This is a genomic window from Methylobacter tundripaludum SV96 (assembly GCF_000190755.2).
GTDB lineage: Bacteria > Pseudomonadota > Gammaproteobacteria > Methylococcales > Methylomonadaceae > Methylobacter_A > Methylobacter_A tundripaludum.
The window spans coordinates 312111-333102 of the sequence record NZ_JH109152.1; the positions used below are offsets into that span (position 1 = coordinate 312111).

Annotated in this window: 14 protein-coding genes; 2 read left to right on the top strand and 12 right to left on the bottom strand. The window is 47.5% G+C overall.

Annotated features, from left to right (window positions below; genetic code table 11):
- Window positions 1-228: 228 nt before the first annotated feature.
- From METTU_RS01470 to METTU_RS01485, 3 genes are all read right to left on the bottom strand, one after another.
- On the bottom strand, window positions 229-1386 hold the full coding sequence (locus METTU_RS01470) for an AI-2E family transporter (protein WP_150107718.1): 1158 nt from the start codon (window positions 1384-1386) through the stop codon (window positions 229-231).
- Window positions 1387-1608: 222 nt separating this feature from the next.
- Window positions 1609-3081, bottom strand: coding sequence for an oligosaccharide flippase family protein (locus METTU_RS01475; RefSeq protein WP_006889526.1), 1473 nt, complete (start codon window positions 3079-3081; stop codon window positions 1609-1611).
- A 351-nt stretch (window positions 3082-3432) separates the two neighbouring features.
- Window positions 3433-4161, bottom strand: coding sequence for an Aq_1264-related membrane protein (locus METTU_RS01485; protein ID WP_006889528.1), 729 nt, complete (start codon window positions 4159-4161; stop codon window positions 3433-3435).
- Between the two features lie 496 nt (window positions 4162-4657).
- On the opposite strand from METTU_RS01485, the gene METTU_RS01490 reads away from it, so the two are divergent.
- Window positions 4658-7801 (top strand): transglycosylase domain-containing protein, encoded by a 3144-nt coding sequence (locus METTU_RS01490; protein ID WP_006889529.1) that lies wholly within the window; start codon window positions 4658-4660, stop codon window positions 7799-7801.
- Window positions 7802-8001: 200 nt separating this feature from the next.
- Here the strand turns inward: METTU_RS01490 and METTU_RS01495 are convergent, their stop codons facing one another.
- The 8 genes from METTU_RS01495 to mutM form a co-directional block, all read right to left on the bottom strand.
- Complete coding sequence (locus METTU_RS01495; protein ID WP_006889530.1) at window positions 8002-8433, bottom strand: type IV pilin protein; 432 nt, start codon at window positions 8431-8433, stop codon at window positions 8002-8004.
- Between the two features lie 246 nt (window positions 8434-8679).
- A complete protein-coding gene (locus METTU_RS01500) occupies window positions 8680-9987 on the bottom strand; it encodes an ISNCY family transposase (RefSeq protein WP_006889414.1) in 1308 nt (435 codons plus the stop codon).
- Window positions 9988-10030: 43 nt separating this feature from the next.
- A complete protein-coding gene (locus METTU_RS01505; RefSeq protein ID WP_006889531.1) occupies window positions 10031-15013 on the bottom strand; it encodes a pilus assembly protein in 4983 nt (1660 codons plus the stop codon).
- A 62-nt stretch (window positions 15014-15075) separates the two neighbouring features.
- Window positions 15076-15696 carry a pilus assembly PilX family protein gene (locus METTU_RS01510; protein ID WP_006889532.1) on the bottom strand — a complete coding sequence of 207 codons (621 nt, stop codon included), beginning with the start codon at window positions 15694-15696 and terminating at the stop codon, window positions 15076-15078.
- Between the two features lie 22 nt (window positions 15697-15718).
- Window positions 15719-16744, bottom strand: a complete 1026-nt coding sequence (locus METTU_RS01515) for a PilW family protein (protein ID WP_006889533.1) — start codon at window positions 16742-16744, stop codon at window positions 15719-15721.
- Window positions 16741-17187 (bottom strand): type IV pilus modification protein PilV, encoded by a 447-nt coding sequence (gene pilV, locus METTU_RS01520; RefSeq protein ID WP_050897701.1) that lies wholly within the window; start codon window positions 17185-17187, stop codon window positions 16741-16743. Before pilV ends, METTU_RS01515 begins: the two co-directional genes overlap by 4 nt.
- Before the next feature lie 21 nt (window positions 17188-17208).
- On the bottom strand, window positions 17209-17817 hold the full coding sequence (locus METTU_RS01525; protein ID WP_050897702.1) for a GspH/FimT family pseudopilin: 609 nt from the start codon (window positions 17815-17817) through the stop codon (window positions 17209-17211).
- Between the two features lie 432 nt (window positions 17818-18249).
- Complete coding sequence (gene mutM, locus METTU_RS01530) at window positions 18250-19065, bottom strand: bifunctional DNA-formamidopyrimidine glycosylase/DNA-(apurinic or apyrimidinic site) lyase (RefSeq protein WP_006889536.1); 816 nt, start codon at window positions 19063-19065, stop codon at window positions 18250-18252.
- 395 nt (window positions 19066-19460) lie between these two features.
- Between mutM and METTU_RS01535 the strand changes: the two genes are divergently transcribed.
- Window positions 19461-19685 (top strand): hypothetical protein, encoded by a 225-nt coding sequence (locus METTU_RS01535; protein ID WP_006889537.1) that lies wholly within the window; start codon window positions 19461-19463, stop codon window positions 19683-19685.
- Between the two features lie 228 nt (window positions 19686-19913).
- Here METTU_RS01535 and METTU_RS01540 read toward each other — a convergent pair whose 3' ends face one another.
- Window positions 19914-20972, bottom strand: coding sequence for an NAD(P)-dependent alcohol dehydrogenase (locus tag METTU_RS01540; protein ID WP_006889538.1), 1059 nt, complete (start codon window positions 20970-20972; stop codon window positions 19914-19916).
- Between the last annotated feature and the right edge of the window lie 20 nt (window positions 20973-20992).

The window sequence follows — 20992 nt, forward strand, 5'->3', positions numbered from 1 at the left end:
TTTAAGGGGGTGTGTCCAAGGCAATGAGCATAGAACGAAAAGCTATTATCTGGTCTTTGATGGATTCAGTCTATAAGCTTTTATGCTTAGCGTGGGCTTGATGGTACTTCTGTTCAAACGCTCAAGTGAGTTTGATATTGTTAATCCAGGAAATCCGTTCGGCCGCCAACAGCGCCTCATCATTAAAGCAATAAACGATGATGAAACGCCATAGGCGGTAAAGCCTGGTTATTGTCCGTCGTCGAATTCTGTTGGCGAGGGGCTTGGTATTGGCTCTACTTCGGTAATTACTTCCTGTGCGGCGCCGTTTTCAGCATCTTCCACCCATGCAATTGTCTTCGGTTTATCCATATCGGCAACCCAGTCGCGCCAGATCGAGATCAGTACCGCCATGAGCGTAGGCCCTAAAAACAAGCCCAGTAGACCGAAGTTTTCCAGTCCGCCGAAAATGCCGAGCAGTGTCCAGATGAACGGCAGTTTAACTGCGCCGCCGATTAGTCTGGGACGTACGTAATTGTCAGCCAGCAGGATAACCACTACGCCGAACACAAACAGCGAGCTTCCCGCCGCCATGTGTCCTTCTGCGATCAGCACCAACGAACAGGCGCCGAAAATCAGTTTGGCCGCGAACGGAATCATCGCAAAAACACCGGTCAACGCACCCAGCATGGCCGGATGACTTAATCCGGCCAACGCATAGCCCACGCCCAGTAGCAAGCCCTCGCCCAGGCCGACCAGCACCAAGCCGTTGACCGTGGCGCGCACCGCCGCTGTGGCGTGAATGGCGTAACGGACGCCGGTTTCGCCAAACAGTTTTCGGTTAGTCGCCAGCACATATTGACTCAGCCCCGTGCCGTGTTGATAAACAAAGAACAACACCAACAGTGTCAATAAAAAACCGAAGAATCGGTGCAAAAGTTGGCTGGCGAAGTCCTTGGTATAAGTGATGGCGCTTCCGGTTCCCAGCCAGTGCAAAGATTCATTGGCGACGACCGGATTGCCCAAGGCATTCATCCAGGTGTCTTTTGCCCAGTTACCTATCATGGGTATGGTTTCCAGCCAGACAGGCGGCGGGATGCCGACATTTTGAGCTTCAGTCAGGATTTGTCCGAGCGATTGCGCCTCATTCAGCAACCGGCTCAAACCATAACCCAAGGGTACAAGAATCAGTGCGCCGATCAGCAGAGTCAGCAGCAAAGCCCCCCAAGTGACTTTTCCATGTATTTCATTGGAGGCTAGCAGCCGTTGATAAATCGGCCAAGTGGTGATGGCAAGCACCACCGCCCAAACCAGCAAAGCCAGAAAGCTGTGTAAAACCCAACTACCCAGCAACAGTAAAATAAAACCGCCGATAAGACGCGCTTTGACTTCCATAGTATTTGTCATAATTTATAGTTCGGTCGACTGCATGGATGCAGGGGGTAGGGCAATACAGGAGCAATTGCCGACGACTGCACGGATGCAGGAGGTAGAACAATGCAAGGAGCAATTGCCGACGACTGCACGGATGCAGGAGGTAGAGCAATGCAGGAGCAATTGCCGAGGCTTAAAAAAGAATTCACTGTAAACGAAATCCTCGTAGAGTGTAGGTTGAGTTACGGCTATTGCCTAACCCAACCTACGTTGCTGACGCCCTTCGCATAGCAGGGTAATCAGCACATAAATCAACATTAATGCACTGGCCAATAGCCACGGCTGCCAGACGATAATCATCAGCAATTGTTCGTGAGCAAAATACAAGCCGATGCCAAGCCCGATATAACCGAGCACGCGTTTAACATCGTAATTCACCGGATAATATTTTCGCCCCAACAGATACGAGAGGATAGCCATGCTGCCGTAACAGGCCAGCGTCGCCCAAGCCGAACCGACATAACCGAACAGCGGTATCCACCAGATATTGAGCGCGATAGTCAACGCCGCTCCGGCTAAAGATACCGAAGCGCCCATCAAGGTACGATCGGTTAATTTATACCAGATGGACAGGTTAATATAAATACCCAGGCATAGATTAGCCAGCAGCAGAATCGGCACGACTTCAAGGCCGGCGCGGAATTCGTCGCCGACAAAGTACTTAAAGAAATCGATAAATAAGGTTACCAGCAGGAAGATGAACACGCAGAAAATGACAAAAAACTTGAGCACCACCGCGTAAACCTGGCGGGCATCGCTTTTGCCGGCGTAAGCAAAGAAAAACGGCTCGGCCGCATAACGGAAAGCCTGAATGAACAGCGACATCAGAATCGATAATTTATAACAGGCGCTGTAAATGCCCAGCATCTTCATGTTGGTCAGGGCATCGTAAGGCAGCAGGTACTTTAGCAGGACGCGGTCGAGCATTTCGTTGATGATTCCGGCGAAACCGATTACCACCATCGGCAACGAATAGCGAACCATGCGGCCGAATAATGCCCGGTCAAATCCCCAGGCAAGGCCGGCTAATTGAGGCGCAAGCAGCAAAAATTTAAAGCCGCTGGCCAATAGATTGGCGATAAAAATATAGCCTATGCCTATGGCGGGGTTGTAGATCGGCGCTATCCATGACTCGGGGTTGGCCGCGTAGAGCTTGGGGCAGTAGATGATGAAAAACAGGCTTAGCAGCACGGTTACCCCTATTTCGAATATCTTGATGCCGGCGAAGCGGAAGGCCCTGTTTTCCGCCCTCAGCTGGGCAAACGGAATGGCGGCAATCGCATCCAGGATTAAAATCAGGCTAAAGCACAGTACATATTCAGGGTGATTGGCGTAGTTCAGCGCCGCTGAAAGCTGTGTGTTGATCAACAATATCAGCGTAAAAAAGCCCAGATTGACCAGTACTACGAATATCAGTGCTGTGGAATAGGCGACATCGGGGCCGGTGCGCTCCTTATCGCGAAACCGAAAATAGCCGGTTTCAAATCCGAACAACAGCAATACGGAAAAAAATCCGGCGTAGGCATAAAATTCCGACACCACCCCGTATTCCGCTGCGGTGAAGTAATAGGTGTACAGCGGCACCAAAAGATAGTTGAGGAATCGGCCGAAAATACTGCTGAGGCCGTAGACCGCAGTCTGAGATGCAAGTTTTCTTATAATGCTCATGGCGCGGAATTATACATGAACTCGGCAATTGCTCCTGCATAACCCACATGGATGTGGGGAATACAGATATTGAAGGAGCAAATATTTGCTCATGTGGTCGTCGGCGCACCGCTACGCTGCTCCTGCATAATCGACAGGGATGCGAGGAACTCTAGCAATACCGATCATCCTAAAAACCCGCAGTGAGTTCATGAAAAGCACGAAAGAAATCAGTATATTGTTATTTACCCTTTGGATGAGTGATGGCTTACGGTTTGGTATCTATTGGAAAACTTTTGTGCTTTTTGTGTCGCCTACTTTTGGTTTTCGTTTTTCCAGGTTCATGGAGAAATTCGGGCACGTCACCATGATTCAGTTTTTATTCCTGGCATAAAACCACATCTGATAAATACTGATCAAAATTTGCATGCCCATCGAAATTCCCATTAACGCACCGCTGGCAACCACCACGTAGGCGAATGAAGGAATGGATTTGGTAATAAACCACGACAGGACATCCAATAACATCGCGGCAAAAGGGATGACGACCGCAACTCTTTTTACGATCACATTAATATCGCAAAGCAGGAAAATCTTGCCGATAAAAAACAAAATAAACGCAATGCCGAATAAATGGATATGAGAAACCCTGATTAAACGCGGGTATGATGCGCCTCCGCTATGGGCCACTTCGGATACGCCTGCGTAATGGGTTAAATCGGGCAGGGAAGGATTGATAGCGGGTGTATGGCACGTAATGCAGTCGCGATTTAATATCGGGGCGATTTTTTGGTCGTAATCGGGTTCATCGGCACCGTCTTGTATCCATTTTAAAATGACTTCCTTATCGTTTTTATATTTCAGGTTAGGTTCCATGATGCCGTTAATGGCCGAGCCCAAGCGCGTTTGGTCATTTGAACCGTGATAATTAATGGTTACATCGGCAATGGACAGCCCGGCCACGCCGTCATGACCCTGATGGGAGTAATACAGATTGCCCAAGGCAACCAGATAGCCGAGTCCTATGGTAAGCAAAAAGACAGTATTTAAAATGCGTTCGCTGACGGAAATATCGCGAAAGCGGGTATAAGATTCGGACATAGCGGTTCTTGAAGAGTGATTATGAGCAGTGCGGGAAGGGTTGATTTCAGGATAAATAACGTTCGATAATTGTACTGATTGTAGCGTTGCAATTATTTGATGTAAAAGTTTAATGACCAGTAAACGGGAGTGTTGCCAAATTGACAAACTTCCTTTCCATTACCATTGTTGCTCGCGAGTGGTTATAATTAATATATATAAGTTGATCAGAGAGGCGCGGTTTAATCCCTAAACTTTCCTTGGCACACTGCTCCCGTATTGCTCCGATTCCTGCATAATTCATATATATGCGACTGGATGGACAGTTTGGGGCTCGTCATTTTGCCCCCTGGGCTACAATTCCAACCGAAAAAGAGATGCAATTATTTTGATGTTAATACTGAAGGCAGAATGCTTGAATAGTCCCGAAATGAAAGAGCCGGGAGTTCGTTTTGAGGTTAATGTCCGGCAAAGCTTCCGCTCCTGCTCACGCCCCTTACCTACATCCTTGTAGGCAATGAGAATACATAAACGAACGCTTTCACGGTTACTGCTGCTTTATGTTTTGGGCGGATGTGTCGTAATCGGAATAGCGGTTACCACGCTGGTAAAAAAAGAGGTGCAGACCTCTAAATATCAGGCGCGTTACCTGTCGGCAATAAGCAAGCAATTGAGTTCTGAGCTCAAGCCGGGGCATAGTTCGGCGATACGTTATCCTGATCACGGCCCTTACGACCAGCGCCTGGGCTACACGCTGTTGTCGGACGAGATAGCACGCCTGGAGAAGTCAGGTTATAGCGTGACCACGCAGGCCTCTATTTCGCCGATGATGAGCCGGTTGGTCGATGATTACGGCTTGTTTCCCATTTATCAAGAGAAAACCCGGGCCGGGCTTCGCATTGTCGATCAAGCCAACCGAACTATATTCAGCGCCGTCTATCCCACTCATGGTTATCCCGATTTTAATGCCATCCCGCCGCTGGTATTGAACACCTTGCTATTTATAGAAAACCGGGAGTTGCTTGACGAAAATCACAGAAATATTAATCCGGCGGTGGAATGGGATCGCTTGGGTTTTGCCGCATTACAAATGATGGCGCGAAAACTGGGCGCGGACATCAACGTGCCGGGCGGCAGCACCTTGGCGACGCAGTTGGAAAAATACCGGCATTCGCCGGACGGCTATACCGAATCAATGGTCGAAAAGCTTCGCCAAATGGGCAGCGCATCGATACGCGCCTATTTACTGGGGCCGGATACGCGTGAAATGAGACGACAAATCGCGCTCGCTTATTTAAATTCCATGCCGCTGGCCGCGACTGCGAAATTAGGCGAGGTGCATGGTTTGGGTGATGGCTTGTCGGCTTGGTTCGGCGCCGATTTTAACGCGGTTAACCAACTGCTCAGTCCGACTGCCATGGATGGCGGAAGTGTCGCAGTCGGTAGGGAACCGACGCGACAGAAATCGCTCAATTCAACCGAACGGGTTACCGCGCAACAGGCGCAAGCTTACCGACAGGTGCTGAGTATCCTGCTGTCGCAAAGACGACCCTCCTATCTTTTAGGCCCCGGTTATAACGTACTGCAAAATCTTACCGACAGTTATTTGCGCGTGTTGGCGGAACAGGGCGTTATTTCAGCGTCGCTACGGGATGCGGCCTTGCAGGTGTCTACGGTGCGATTGCCTAAGTCGGATCAAATGCCGGTCAAATTTATGGCTGAACAAAAGACCCAGAATGTGTTGCGCACCCGTCTTGCCAAGACGCTGGGTGTAAAGTCCAACTATGAGCTGGACCGTCTGGATTTAACCGTTAAAACCACACTCGATTACGGCACCCAACAAGCGGTTACCCATGCATTGCGCCAGTTGAGCGAGCCTGATAAGGCCCGCGCCGCCGGCATAGTGGGCTTTAGGATGCTGAATGAAAATATCGACCTTGCTCCGATAGTCTACAGCCTGATGTTGTTTGAGCGTGGCGAAAAAGGCAATCTGTTGCGCATCCAGACCGATAATTACGACCAGCCGCTCGATATTAACGAAGGCATACGGCTGGATTTGGGTTCAACCGCCAAGCTGCGGACGATGGTGCATTATCTGGAGCTGGTTACCGAGATTTACCTGCAATATAAAGACCTGCCGCCGCAGGAACTGGGCCGGATTGAATTGCATCCGCGCGATTATTTATCGGCCTGGGTTATTGCTCAGTTACGTGCGAATCGACAAATAAATCTGGAGGATTTGCTTAACCAGGCCTTGGATCGACGCTACTCGGCCAGTCCTTACGAGAATTTTTATACCGGCGGCGGCGTGCATAGTTTTAATAATTTCACCCCGGATGAAAATTTTAAAATCATGTCGGTGCGCGATGCGTTACGCGATTCGGTCAATCTGGTGTTCGTTCGGTTGATGCGCGACCTGGTCTATCATCATCTTTATAAACCGGAAGGCATAGCGCGATGGCTGGAAATCCCTGATGATCCTCGGCGCATGGAATATCTGGAACGTTTTGCGGATAAGGAAGGCCTGGTTTATTTAAGACGTTTTTACGACAAGTATCACGGCAAGCCGACCGACGACATCATGGAGTTGCTGACCCAGAGAGTCTTTGCCAAGCCGTCGCGTCTGACCATGCTTTACCAGGCGGTTTACCCGGACGCAGATACTCACGCGCTTAGCGGTTATTTGAATGCCCATTTATCTGCCACGCCCTTGGATGCGGAAGATATTGAGCAGCTTCACCGGAAGTATTCGCCCGCGAATTTCGATTTGCAGGATCAGGGCTATATCACCAAAGTTCATCCGCTGGAATTGTGGCTGGTCGGTTATCTGGTTCAACATCCCGATGCCACGCGCGCTGAAGTTATCGCCGCCAGTACCGAGCAGCGGCAGAATGTCTACCGGTGGCTGTTTAAAAGCAGCCGGAAAAACGCCCAACAGCGGCGGATCATGACCTTGCTGGAGGATGAGGCTTTTAAGCAGATTCATACCGCATGGGATCGATTGGGCTATCCGTTCGGATCGTTAACGCCTTCTTACGCGACCTCCATCGGCGCATCGGGCGATCGTCCGGCGGCATTGGCGGAACTGATGGGTATTTTACGCAATGACGGCATGCGATTACCGACAGTCCGGTTCGACAGCTTGCATTACGCCCAGGCGACACCCTATGAAACAGTGCTGGACAAATTGCCAGAGCAAGGCCAGCAGGTGCTTGCACCCGAAGTGGCGAAAGCGGCGCGCGGCGCGCTGATCGGCGTGGTCGAGGCAGGTACGGCGGGACGTCTTCGCGGCATATACAAAAGCGCTGACGGCAAACCGCTGTCGGTCGGCGGTAAAACCGGAACCGGGGATCATCGCCGTGAAATATGGGGAGCAGGGGGGCGCTTGATCGACTCGATATTCATCAGCCGTGCCGCCACTTTTACCTTTTTCCTCGGGGATCGATTTTTTGGTGTGATTACCGCTTATGTGGCGGGGCCGGATGCCGAAAAGTATCACTTTACCAGCTCATTGCCGGTACAAATAATCAAGTTTCTGGAGCCCACGCTGGCGCCTTTGTTGAATAAAACAGCGGGTGGCGATGCTTCCGGATTGCTGGTGAATTTAAAAACGGCCGAGACAGGGAAGGATAATGGTCCGGCTTTCGTATCCCCGCCTTAGGGGAAGGACTATTACAATGCTTGAGAGGATATGCCGTTTTCCTGTAGTTGATGATTGAATTTGATACAAGGATAGAGGATACGGCTAGCGAATAAGTGGTGAAAGTAGGCATAACTATTGATTCTGTCTACGTTCCAGCATGGTCATGGGTGCTTAAATTGTTTTCACATCATTCGAGAGGATGATAAAACTTATTAATCTTACCAACAATAAGCAGCTGTGACCCCGGTTGCTGCATCAGTAACACCTTTGCTGCCTGTGTGAGTCAGCGTTAAGGTACCACATTCATCAGTTGACTGGACTCCGGCAGGTGCCGCGCTTAAGGTATAACTGCTGGCAGTCGCAACGCTAATGGTTATCGTGTAATAGGTGGCTGTTTCAGCCGGGATAGTGTAAATACCGGGGGCTCCCATGTCTGCCGGACCGGTCGCAGCGCCCAAATAGCTGTTTGTCTCCGTAAAGCGCCGTTCCATGGCATTAGCCAAGCCCAACACTACCCCCTTTGCATCCGCTCGCCGTGACTTCATCACACTGTCTTGATAGCTGGGATAGGCGATGCCGGCTAAAATACCAACGATCGCCACGGTAACCATTAGTTCAATGAGCGTAAAACCTTGTTGCGTTTGTTTCATAATGTTTTTTCAGTGTTATTTTGGTACGTTTTTCAGAAAATAGGTGAACAAAACAGTATTACTCACCTTATCTAACTATTTCAATTGCCGCCAGGACCTGCGAATACCGCCACCACCGCCACCAGCAGCAGAACCTGTAAACGCAATTTAGAAATGTCCTCTATGCTGCAAAGTAGAAGTGTCCCCTGTATTGGTTTTCTTTTTCCACTACCCAATTTTACTCACGATCAGGAGGAGGTGGGGTTTTCATCCATTTCTAATTATTGTGGTGCTCACTTCGCCCAAGTGTTGTCTTGATGGAGCGCCCGCACTGCGTTTTTCATCATTTTTATCCTGTTTTTCTTTGATGAAATTTAGAACCGCTCCCAATCGCTTATTACTTACTATTTCCCCTTGATCGATTTTTTTGATTTTATCGAATATGCGGTAGGGGAGCTCGCGATTGTCACATTTGATTTTTATTGTGCCATCGAAGTATTCATAAACGGTCACTTTATTCCGGGCCAGGCTTCTGTTATCAATTGAATCCTCAATCAGGTAGAGTGCCTTGTCGTATTGCAGGGTTAGATTTTTAGACAAAGTTCTATTTTCCTGCCATGAAAAAATTTCATTTAATTCTTCATGAGGCAGCAATTCACGGTGCATATTCTTGGAATCAACTGATTCCACTCCAAACTGTTTGTTAAATTTATCCATAAATTCCGGCAAGAATTGATTTCCTTGTTCGGCACCAGAAATATTCATAAGCCGCATTTCTTTAATCAAACGATCTTGCAGGGTTCTATTGACACGTTCAACGCGGCCTTTGGCCTGCGGCGTATTGGCGCAAATAATATCAATGTTCAATTCGGTTAAGGCTCTTCCAAATTGAGTGACACCATCACCACCTAATTCACCTGTTTTATTAACACGAAATACGCAGTGTTTATCACTATAAAACGCAACGGGCTTGCCATGCTTCTCTAAATATCGGCGAGTGGAATCAAAATAAGTGAACGTTGACTCTGATTTTACAAATTGGCATTCCATGAGTTTCCCCGTTGCATCATCGATATAAACAAGAAGTGTGCATTTAGGCGCTCTGCCTTCAAACCAGTCATGTGGCGAGCCGTCAATCTGTATTAGCTCACCAAAGCATTCACGTCTATTACGAGGCTGGTGGACGCGTTTTAACCGACTACTTTGGGGTATCCATAATTCCGCATCAATCATCCATTTTCGTAACGTTTCCCGAGAAATAGTTAGCTCATGGTTTTCACTTAATTTTTCACAGGCAAAAGTTGGCTTAAAATCAACGTAGTATTGTTTGACATAAGCTATGGCCAATTCTTTAATCGAGTCTGGATACTTGTGATTACTTGGATTACCGCGTTTCTTGCTGACAACACCTATGGCTCCATTAGCTTTATACGCTTTTCTTAACCGCCTGATCTGGCGAACGCTCAAACCTAATTGCTTGGCAGCTTCATGTTCGAATAGCCGTTTATCAATCAATTTTTGTAGAATTTCTATGCGATGTAATTCTTTGTTGCTCATAGTAATGATGTCCTGCATAGCTGTCGTTATCCATGGTGTAAATTTACAAAAAACTGTAAATTTACACCGGAGAGGACATTTCTACTTTGCTAAAACAGGACATTACTATATTGCGCTTACAAGAACCACTGCTTCCGGCATCATTAATAGTACCCATCTGTCCGGATGAGCCACTGAGGTATTTGAAATCAACGGAAGAGCCCTCAACTACCGCCGGCGTTTTAGTAATGCCGATCCCCAAGTCAATACCCGATGCGGCGTGTTTAACACCATTGATCAATACAAAATCATCATCATTAACCTGGCCATCTCCGTTGACATCAAAGGGCGGCCCGCTAAATTCTCCACCACTGAGCGCACCGACCTCCATTGTACGTGATTTACCGCCGGAAGCGCATGGATCAGTATTGGGAATCTTTGTGGAAAATACCACTAAGCCTCGGCGAAGGAGAGGAAAGCTGTCAACCAATTCGCCTTGGGCAATATTTACTGGCTTGAGTAAGTTTAATGCCCAGCCGGTCTTTAATGGACTGCTTGCCGTGCAACCGGTGCTAGTGGCGGCGTAACACACGGGGTTGTTTGATACAACGCGAATTGGCTTGGTGCTTGGCGTTCCTCCTATTGTTGTTGCTATGCCATCAAAATCGATAGTTTGCACTTGCAACGAGCTTCGATCGGTTATTGCCGAGCCTTTGTCCCATAAACCGTAAAAAGTTTGCACTTGCGGACTATCACCAACAATATTGTCCCCCGTTTCAAAATACTTGCCGGTGCCGAAATAAATCATCCGTCCCACACCGTTCTGATCAGATCCTGCCTCTCCTACTTGACCCACGTTAGGTTTGCCGGTGATAGGTTGGCGATCAGCTGTACTGCAAGTTGTTCCGGATGTTGTGCAAGCGACAAAAAAGGGACTGCCGGGGACAGTCCAGCTACCGGCGCTACCGGACACATCAAACTTCCATAAATTGCCGTACAAATCCCCGGCATAAACAGCATCGACACTATGATCATTATTAGTATCAACAGCAATCGGCGATGAAAGCCCATTTTTGTTAGTCGTAGCTCCAACGCCCGTATCAATTTTTTGCAGTATTGCGCCGGTTTTAGCATCAAGAACGAACAACACGGCGTGACCGTTATCACTGCTATACCCATTGGCAACAATCACGGCCCAATGGCCGTCTTGCATCCTGACCACTGAAGGTTGCGCTAAGGTATAGCCCAAATCGGCATCATTGGCGTTGGTGAATTCCCATAATGCACTGCTGGAACCAAACCCATCAGGATTGGTTACATCCAGTGCAAACACCGCACGAGCACCCGCTCCCGTGGTGCCAGCCAATAAAGTGTGCCATGCCGAATCATAATACACGTCGCTGACGCCAGACATACCATCGACATAATACTGGTGGGAATAGTTGGGTGAGGTCAATTTGCTCAATTCAGGAAATAATGCATTGGGAATGTAAGCGAATATTTCCTGTCCGCCTATTCCTGTGCTTTTGGCATCAAAACCATGGAACATCCCGTCATTAGCTCCCACATAAAGCATAGATCGTCGGTTTGTGTATGCACTGGTGGAACGAAAAGCGCTATAACTGGCCCCTTCTGCACCTGGCAATGTACTGTAGCCATAATCTTGAATACCCACATACACGGGGTCGGAATTAATGATGTCGCCCAGGAAGTTGGTTCTATTCCTAAAAATACCACCAGCATTTTTTTGCTCCTTGGCATCGGCACCACGTAACCAGTTAACACGCAACTCGCCATTGCCATCGCTAAGTCCCATCAACTTATTTAGATAATCCTGCTGAGAGGTGCCCACTGGCGTAGCAGTTAGATTGGCCCATTGAAAAAGAACGCCGTGTAGGCCTGCCGCCGCTGAGGGGTCATAAGTATAAATGTTTCGACTATCATGGGCAGGGAGCAATGCAGAGGCTTCCCATACGGGAGTTAACGCCCCAGAACTGGTATTTACACTATAAGCCACTAATTGGCCGCTCCATTCTCCGGAGTTAAATTTAGCTTGATAGACTAGGGTGCCTGTGTCCAAGCGAGTGGAGTTGGCCGCCACTGAGGAAGAAGATGAACTGGTTGCAACCACGTTAGCGAAGGCAGCGCTTAAAGAAGTGGCTAATTCGCGTGGATCAGTGGCAAAAAAGTAACGGTCCGGGATTCCGTCTCCATTACTGTCCCATTCTTCCTGTAGATCAAGCTTTTTATTGCTGTTGCTGTCGGTAAAACCTCCCCATTTTGCGGCGTAATAAAGAGGTTGTTGCAAGCTAAGAGCAGAGCTGGAACCAATTGTGTAGGTCACACTACTTGCTGCATTTGTAGTTACGCAATTGGTACAGGCAGTTGTTCCTTGCGGGTCAGTATAGGCGTAGCCATTAATGCCGGAGTGCGCATGAAAGCCGTCTTTGGTTGTACCGCTGAGAATATAACCAAATCCCATTTTATAAGGGGTCGATTGTGCAATAACGTCAGTTGTAATAATAACCTGAGTTGAACTCACGCTGTAGGTTAGAACGCCCCACTGATCCTGATCAAAGTCGCCGCCTTGTTCACTATCTTCCCAATTAACATAAACCTTTCCGCAGTTCCATGTGCCGGAAGGCACAGGTGAAAGCAGGGAGCAGTCTTGATGAACGATCTTGAAGTCAACAATGGCGCAGTTACCGCCGACAGATGAGTCCTGGCAGGCGGGCAATATGGATGCTGTTTTGCTAGTGCTGCCGGGTACTGGAACTACAATCTTGGGGATAGCAGGAGATAACGCAACCCCATAGGTCGTTACCAGCTGTTTGCCTTCCAAGGTGAGTTGAATGTCGTTGCTATGGGCAAATTGAGCCAGCCCGGCAATATGGTACGAACCGGAAAGACGAGGCGCATCCGGACAAGTGCCCTTCACATCACTGAGATTATTCACGGTTTTTGCTGTACACAATTGGTCGTTTATAGTGCCATTTTCACCAACAAAATAGCTGTTGCCTGGAATGTTTTCACCCACGCCTACTGTATCAGTTAATTCATTCATGGCGGTGGCGGTGATATCGGCAACATTGCTGAGTTGATCACCGTCGTATGAACTGGTGCTGGCATTAAATTGGATGACATTCAGCTTTGCGCACCATTCGGTAGCAATAATAGGGTTGGTTGGCGTGGCAACTGTCAAGCCTGGAATGTATGATGAGTCGGTATTAGCGCTTGTAGGGAGGTATGCGCTTAAGGCGCTGTGATTAGTCAGATAACGTAGAGACTCCAAAAATATCTCAGACTGGGGGTTGCCCCAATTGCTGCAATTGCCGTCTGTAAAGGTATTTAGGCCCCAAGTACAGCTATCACTACCGGTGGTGCCGAAATAGGTGCCGTCATCGTGACGGTATCCATGTATTCTCAATTTGTTCAGGGTATCAATGATCCCGCCTGTTGACGGAGCCGATTTGAAGGTTCCACTGGTTGTGACATCGATTTCGTCGGTAATGGAAGACACGTTCTTACGCAATACCCCGCCAGATTTATTTTTGCCGAAAGAACCTGTCATCATACCAAAGCGTAATTTGTCGTCATCACCGTAGGTTTGTAGTAAACCGATCGGCTTTTTTGCGCCGTCGGGATATGTTTTGCAATTTTCTGTCCCGAGAAGGCTGCTGTCGCAGACTTTTACTCTGGCAACATAGTCACCTAAGCCATTAGTGGTTTTGTCCGGGTTACTATTTGCCGCACTAATGCCTGAATCAGAAGATGAGTTGCTGTTTGATGCAGATTTTTCGCCTGACCAACGGCATTGCCAGCGTTCGTTAGCGGCCCAAAGGGAATAGTTGCCTTTAGCTACTCGAATGAATGGGGCATCTGTAACATTCTGTGAGAGCTGGGTACTTGATACTGTCGTATTGCAAAGAGTAATGCCGTTTGCAACATCCGTAGATGTGAAAGGGGTGAGTTGGGTTAGACCGGGGCCATTATAGAATTTGGAGAAACTGTGGGCATCGTTGGGCAAATAACTACGCTCCAGCACGGTAAGAACAGGAGAGGGTACGGTTGTAGCTGTGGTCGTGGTCGTGGTTGTGGTTTGTTTTGTGTCTGTTTTTGTGGATGTCCAGGTGGTTGTGTATGTTTTTGTGACCTTAGTTATCGTTGTGTGATTGGGGCTGCTATTATGGCAGGAACTACTATCAGCTGTAGTAGTGTCGGTTCTAATGGTATGAGTTGTAGTATAAGTAGTAGGTTGGGTAGCGGTATAAGTGCTGTTAAAAATAGTGTTAAAAGTTGTTGTTGTGGTTGTGCCTGATGTACTGGTAGTGGGTGCGCTGTTCGTGGATAAACCGGGAATAGGTGTGCTGTTCGTGGTTGTGCCGGATGTGGATGCACTGGGTGAGGATTCGGCGCTCTGGGGGTTAACAACGACAGTCGAGGATGCGTTGAGTGAGTTACACACCGCTTTCGTAACATCAGACCCAGCAACGGTAGAGGTAGACGTATTGGTAACAACGGGAGTGCCTGCAACGTAAGCGGAGGTACTGGTACTGGTGACAACGGGAGTCGAGGTAACGGGAGCCGAAGTGCTTGCAGTGGTAGAGGTGGAGCCTATGTCGGTAGAACGCAGGCCGCCATAAAGAATCTTGCGGATGGTATCTATACGGGTCATGCTGGCCCAATTTAAAAAATTGCCACTCCAAAGACCGGTGCAGTATTTAGTGGATGTTGTCGAGCTGGGTTCGAACCGGCTATTGGTATAGCTATAACATTTATAACTATCGAAGTAGCCATAATAGTCAATGCTGTGTTTATAGGTTGTTTCAGGGATTCCATCTTTGTCCAAGTCAGAAAAATCGTCAAAAGCCTTAAAATACAGCTGATGGTCCTTGGAGACATTCAACATAACGATAGGCGTAACGCTGAGGGTTAGGAATAGCGGCGTTTGCGAAATGGTTGTTGCATGGCTGATATTGGCTGAAAGTCCAATCATTAAACCCAGCATTAGCCGGAGAAGCAAGCTTTTGGAGATAAGGTAACGGTTATGTTTAACAGTGTTCATTTCAAATTTCCGATGAGAGGTTTCGGTAGGATTGATGGGTCCAAAAGTCTGTGTAATGTGGTTTAAGAGGGTGAATAGATTGATTGCAAAATAACCACTGCGTTGGTGGTTCCGCCGGTTGCTCTAACGCTAATTCTATAAGGCGTCGAAGTGGGATCGGGAGGGCAGGTGCCAAAACAGGCAGCCGGTAATTGTTGGATGATATAAACCGGGGTGGCGATACTGTTACCTAATGTAGTGACTGAAGAAGTAGCAACTGGATTTGTTGTCCAAAAACTGTCAGTTAAAATCGCGGAGGCGATTGGGATGGTTGAAGTGTCCTTATAAAAGCCTCCAGTACCGGCATCAGTAAATGTTGGTAATACTGCTGGTGAAATTAGACTGGATTCTGCAGCTTTAAGTGCGGATTCAGCAGCCTGAAAAGCTAAATTTTTGTCACGCAGGTTACCGGCCATTTTTTCTTCCACCGAGGTTGATTGCATGCCAGTGGTTCCTATCAATGTCAGCAGCAGTAGCATGATTAAACTGATTATCAGTACAGCGCCGGATTGGTATGCAGATTTCGACTGCATACCCTTTGGGGCACAAGTGTGTGCAGGACGTGGGGTGCCTAAAGCAGAAGCCTGCAAAAGCGGCGGATTACTGATGGGGAACTTGGGGGTAGGTATTTGTTGATTATTCATGAGGATCTCTGTTATATGACAGCTAGTTGCGCACGGCAATGGTTGCATTAAAAACCCGTCTGATTTTGTTATCCGTTGCTCTAGTTGTCGCGCCATTGTAGGTATACGTTAGAGGCTCAGCGGCGAGGTTGTCGTCAAGGGTTGCTGCCAACAGGCTGATACGAATACTGACGACCTTGGTCATATCAACTATATTATTTGCTGATACATAATAATTGGGTGCCCCATCTGGCGTTGGATCAGTATCCTCGCCGTATAAAATCTGCATCTGTTCTATGCCTTCCACAAATTCCTCTGCGGAATTTGAGCCAATGTGGCGATAAAGCGAAGGCTGCCCCCCGGTGCCCGTCCTTATGTAATAACTGACAGTATTGATCGGGTAGACTTGACCGCTCACATAAGTTCTACCCAAGTCGTTAGTCGAATTATCGGGTGTGCAACCACTGCCTGTGTTATGAGAAAGAACGCTTCCCGCTATCGCACTGACCTGAAAGACTGCGTTAGCCGAGCAATCGGAAACCACAGCAGTCGCGCAATTGTTTGCTCCGGCGGAAGTTAAAAACCCTGCGGTTTTCAAATTTGCGGTAGTAGCGGTTGCGTCTAATGTAAGGCCGTCGGTATTTGTCGCGTGCGTGGTCACTGTGAAACTTTGATCATCTGCTCGGCGAATGGTGATGACATCGGAACCACCAAGAGGCGAAGTAATTGCGGCGTCTATGGTGGGTGCCCATACCGATGCGGAGGTTGATTCAAAGCCCTCAATAGCCTTACCGAAACTATATAAAAAACTCGTTGGCGTATTCAGTGTATTAGTAAGGGGCGCTTGACTGTTGCACCCTATGAATCCCGCCATGCGTATGTCCTTGGCTAAAAAATCCAGTGCAAACCGGCCGTTTTCCTGCAATCTGGATAAACCTTCCTGCATTCTGTAGGTCTGTTTACTGCCGATAAAAATCTGTAGCACCCCACCCACTAAAAATGCGCCAATCAATAAGGCAATCATGATTTCTATCAGGGTCATGCCGGTTTGATAGGGTTTGTTTTTCATAATTGAAAGCGAGTTTGAAAGTTGTGATTATTGCTGTCATCGCCATCCCGATCCTCATCCCAAGTGATCGTAATGGTAAACATATTGCCTGCAGTGGCTATGGTGCCGATGCCGCTGGGTAAGTTGTTGCTGACAGCGCTGTTCCATTCAAAGAGATCGTTTTCTGCCAGGTCAGCCGGGCTGCACCCGGTTGTAGTCAGGCAATTTTCTTTTGCTGTGGCTGAGCTCGGAAGAACGGCGGTATAGTTAGCTTTTCCAGCAATATTGGCGCGCATTCTATCCGCCAAGTCATAGGCCAATTGCGTGGCTTGGCTGCGATTGTAGGCGCTCTGGTTGTTTTTAAGGCTGGTCGCTTGCAAGCCAGCCAAGCCGAGCAAGCCGACCGCCAGCACCAGCATGGCTATCAGGACTTCAATTAGGGTAAATCCGCCGTTTGTTTTCATGTTTTGGTACATTTCAACACATTATGGAGTGCAAGACGTAATATTGGATGCTGCAGTGGCCGTAGTATCAGTGTTGGGGATTCCGTCATTATTGCTATCTAAACCCATACGTCCTCGTCCGACTGAATTAACAATGATAAGTTTGGATGTATTTGCTTCTGGAGCATCATTGCCGTCGCTGTTATCGCAAATGACAAAACTGCCGTTAGTATTACTTTGTCCGGATGATGTAAAGCGAATGAAATTTGAAAAATTATTACCCCGTAAAGTATAGGAGAACTTTAAAGGATCGTAGGTTCTGATCAGAACATCTCCCGCTTCGAAATTGCCATCGCTGTCGGCATCTGTAAAGATGTCCCACCCGTCTTCCCAGTTTGCCCCAGCACCTTTGTTGGTAGACGAATTGTTGTCAACTTTACGTACTGTTACCGACATGCCTCGTTTTACTGCCTCATTACGCGCTAAATTTAATGCAGTCACTAATTCATTGGCATAGGCCGTCAATCGGTTGCTGGCGATAATGGAGGTAAAGCTGGGGATAGCAACTCCTACCAGTATCCCCGCGATGGCGATTGTGATCATCAGCTCAAGCAGGGTAAATCCTGAGTTGTATTCCGGCTGGTTGCGCATGATTTTGCGGTATCCCGTTGGCTGTTTGTTTCTGCTTAGGGCCATTAAGGTAATGGTCTGCCGTCAGAATTGATTTGAATATTAGTATAGCTAGGCATCGGATAACTTACCACTCCGGCCGTCAGCAATGCGTTGATCGCCAGAGACAATATTTTCCTTTTGATTTCATCGTATCCACCTGTTTGATTTAAATTGTAAGCAGTTTGATTGTACTATCCGTTTTTTACGGGTCTGTTAATTGCCTCACATAACTGTTAAATTGAATTTTTGTGTCCATTTTTCAGCGAAATTCCTTGTGAAGAAGCCAAATCTTAAACAGCTCATCGCCATAATCATGGAAATTTAACGGGATGTAGAGAACCAAATACAGGCGCTTTAGGCGAGGCAGGAACATCGAAGAGGTGGTGCCTAGATCGCCCCGGTTTAAGCGGCTTATCGCTGACAATTAGGACAGAATACCGTTGAGCGATTGGCTATCCTGATTTCTGTTAATGGCTGATTACAGCCGACACACGGCAATCCCGCACGACCATAAACCTTAAGTTGCTGCTGAAAATAACCGGGTTTTCCGACTTCATTGACAAAATCCCTCAGTGTTGTACCGCCTTGCTGAATGGCTTGCTGCAAAACCACACGAATACATTCAGCCAGTTTTTGATAACGGGCTAAAGAAACTTTGCCCGCTTGTCGCGTAGGTTGTATGCCGGCCATAAACAAGGCTTCATTGGCATAAATGTTTCCAACTCCTACAACGATATGACTGTCCATAATGAACGACTTTACCGCTATTGTGCGGTTTCTGGACAATGAGTAAAGCAGCTCGCCGTTGAAATCGGGTAGCAGTGGTTCAGGGCCTAAATTTTTGAGCAATTGATGTTCAGCCGCGGGTTCCGTGGTCCATAATACCGCGCCAAACCGTCGGGGATCATTAAAACGCAGTATCGTCCCATCATTAAAAATAAAATCAATATGGTCGTGTTTACCGACTGTCTGGTCTGTAGACATAATCCGTAAACTGCCGGACATGCCTAGATGTAAAAGCACCGTGCCGGAAGTGGTGGAAAAAAGCAGATATTTTGCTCTTCTGGACACTGATTGAATGCTGAGCCCTGTTAAAGTTTGACTGAGTGTTTCAGGCACAGGCCAGCGCAGTTTGGGCTGGCGGATGATTACCTGTTTAATGATTTGCCCTTCAATATGAGGCGCGATGCCTCGGCAGGTGGTTTCAACTTCGGGTAATTCAGGCATGGGGTAGGTTTTTAATCAGGGCTGCGTTTTGGTTTATGTTACAGAGTTTAGCATGGATATGATTGTAAGTTTCAGGGCGTTCCGTCCCATGTTGAGGGCTAACATAAGTGTAGTTTGTCATTAAACCGCACTCACTATCAATGATGCATCGGTTGATATTCTGTTTTTCATAAAATGGGTTAAGTAAGTTGTGTAACTAATTAGTTTTAAAGTAAGAGTGTCTTGCAACTTAGCCTTTTCAGTCGTTAAAAATAGATTATAATCAGTCTGCACTTAGTTGATAGTTTTACTATAAAAATATTTCGTTCTTTATTTTTGAAGAATCGCCATTTGGATCGTTGTTAATTTAGGGTGGCGCTAAGTTTATTATTCATTTACTAAAAGAAGAAAACGGTATGAGCAGTGTTTGGGTGATAGGCAATCATGTGAAGGTTCAGGGTATGGCCAATGATTTTAAAATACTTTCTTATAACTTTATTTTTGGTGGCAGTGTTGAAATGATTTTGGAATCACCTGAAGGCAGTAGGATTTTCTTAAGGCGTAGAAAATCACAAGTCTCCGATATTGAGGATGAGTATAATTTTGACGCCGGTTCTAACGATGAGAATTACAGCTATTAGTGTGGGTTGTGGCGGATTTTTAGTCAGTAAACAACGGGCAACAAGTAAGTTGGGATGACGAAGGAACCCTACAAAGCTGTCTCCGAAGGGATGGGGTTCGTATCCTACGGGTCAGGTCCTGATTCCTTTTTGAAGAAACGCAGCTATTTGACGATACGGTAGCGGACAAGTTTGTCGTGTAAGGCGCAAAAAAATGCGCCTTACTGAGGTTTAATGCGGCAGACGCCCTTAATCCACCGGCTGTTTTAGACTTGCCAAATCAATAACGAAGCGGTACTTCACATCACTTTTCAACATGCGCTCGTAGGCTTCGTTAATCTGTTGGATAGGGATGATTTCGATGTCTGAAGTGATGGCGTTTTCAGCGCAAAAATCGAGCATTTCCTGAGTTTCCTTCAAACCGCCAATCAAAGAACCGACAATACGGCGACGCTTGAAAATCAAGTTTCCGACAGCGGGTGACGGATGCGGGTGATCAGGCAAGCCCACCAGGCATAAAGTACCATCATGCTTCAATAATGCCGTGTAAACATCCAGATTATGCGGCGCGGCCACGGTGTTAAGGATAAAGTCAAAACTGGCAAGATGCTTTTGCATTTCATCCTGATTTTTGGATGCCACCACTTCATCGGCTCCGAGCCGTTTGGCATCTTCTGCCTTGTCTGGCGAAGTGGTAAAAAGTACGACGTGTGCGCCAAACGCATGGGCGAATTTTATCCCCATATGGCCAAGTCCGCCTAAACCAACGATGCCGACTTTGTCTCCTTTGCCTACCTTCCAGTGCCTTAACGGGGAATAAGTGGTAATGCCTGCACATAACAAGGGGGCTACGGCCGCCGGATCCAGTTTATCCGAAACATGTAGCACAAAATCCTGGTTGACGACAATCTGTCTGGAATAGCCACCGTAGTTTGTACCGCCGGTATGCTTATCGGGACTGTTATAAGTAAACACTGCATTGTTACAAAATTGCTCCAGATTATCGCGGCAATCCGGGCATGTCCGGCAGGAATCGACCAGACAACCCACACCAACGGTATCTCCAAGTTTAAAACCGGTTACCTCATTACCCACTTTTGTCACTTTGCCGACAATTTCATGACCGGGCACCATGGGAAACACCGAGCTACCCCACTCGTTACGCACTTGATGAATGTCAGAGTGACATACCCCGCAGAAGAGAATCTCAATCTGGACATCGGTTGGCGTAAGATCACGTCGTTCAAAACTAAACGGTACCAGTGGAGAATTGTGATTATGGGCAGCATAACCAATAGTCTTTTGCATAATAGGCTCCTGGAATGTGA

Bases quoted from the DNA above. Each gene is read 5' to 3' on its own strand.
- METTU_RS01525 (WP_050897702.1), bottom strand. From the start codon at position 17,817: ATGCGCAACCAGCCGGAATACAACTCAGGATTTACCCTGCTTGAGCTG.
- METTU_RS01535 (WP_006889537.1), top strand. From the start codon at position 19,461: ATGAGCAGTGTTTGGGTGATAGGCAATCATGTGAAGGTTCAGGGTATG.
- METTU_RS01515 (WP_006889533.1), bottom strand. From the start codon at position 16,744: ATGAAAAACAAACCCTATCAAACCGGCATGACCCTGATAGAAATCATG.
- METTU_RS01485 (WP_006889528.1), bottom strand. From the start codon at position 4,161: ATGTCCGAATCTTATACCCGCTTTCGCGATATTTCCGTCAGCGAACGC.
- METTU_RS01510 (WP_006889532.1), bottom strand. From the start codon at position 15,696: ATGAATAATCAACAAATACCTACCCCCAAGTTCCCCATCAGTAATCCG.
- METTU_RS01470 (WP_150107718.1), bottom strand. From the start codon at position 1,386: ATGACAAATACTATGGAAGTCAAAGCGCGTCTTATCGGCGGTTTTATT.
- METTU_RS01505 (WP_006889531.1), bottom strand. From the start codon at position 15,013: ATGAACACTGTTAAACATAACCGTTACCTTATCTCCAAAAGCTTGCTT.
- METTU_RS01540 (WP_006889538.1), bottom strand. From the start codon at position 20,972: ATGCAAAAGACTATTGGTTATGCTGCCCATAATCACAATTCTCCACTG.
- METTU_RS01490 (WP_006889529.1), top strand. From the start codon at position 4,658: ATGAGAATACATAAACGAACGCTTTCACGGTTACTGCTGCTTTATGTT.
- METTU_RS01495 (WP_006889530.1), bottom strand. From the start codon at position 8,433: ATGAAACAAACGCAACAAGGTTTTACGCTCATTGAACTAATGGTTACC.
- METTU_RS01475 (WP_006889526.1), bottom strand. From the start codon at position 3,081: ATGAGCATTATAAGAAAACTTGCATCTCAGACTGCGGTCTACGGCCTC.
- mutM (WP_006889536.1), bottom strand. From the start codon at position 19,065: ATGCCTGAATTACCCGAAGTTGAAACCACCTGCCGAGGCATCGCGCCT.
- METTU_RS01500 (WP_006889414.1), bottom strand. From the start codon at position 9,987: ATGCAGGACATCATTACTATGAGCAACAAAGAATTACATCGCATAGAA.
- pilV (WP_050897701.1), bottom strand. From the start codon at position 17,187: ATGAAAACAAACGGCGGATTTACCCTAATTGAAGTCCTGATAGCCATG.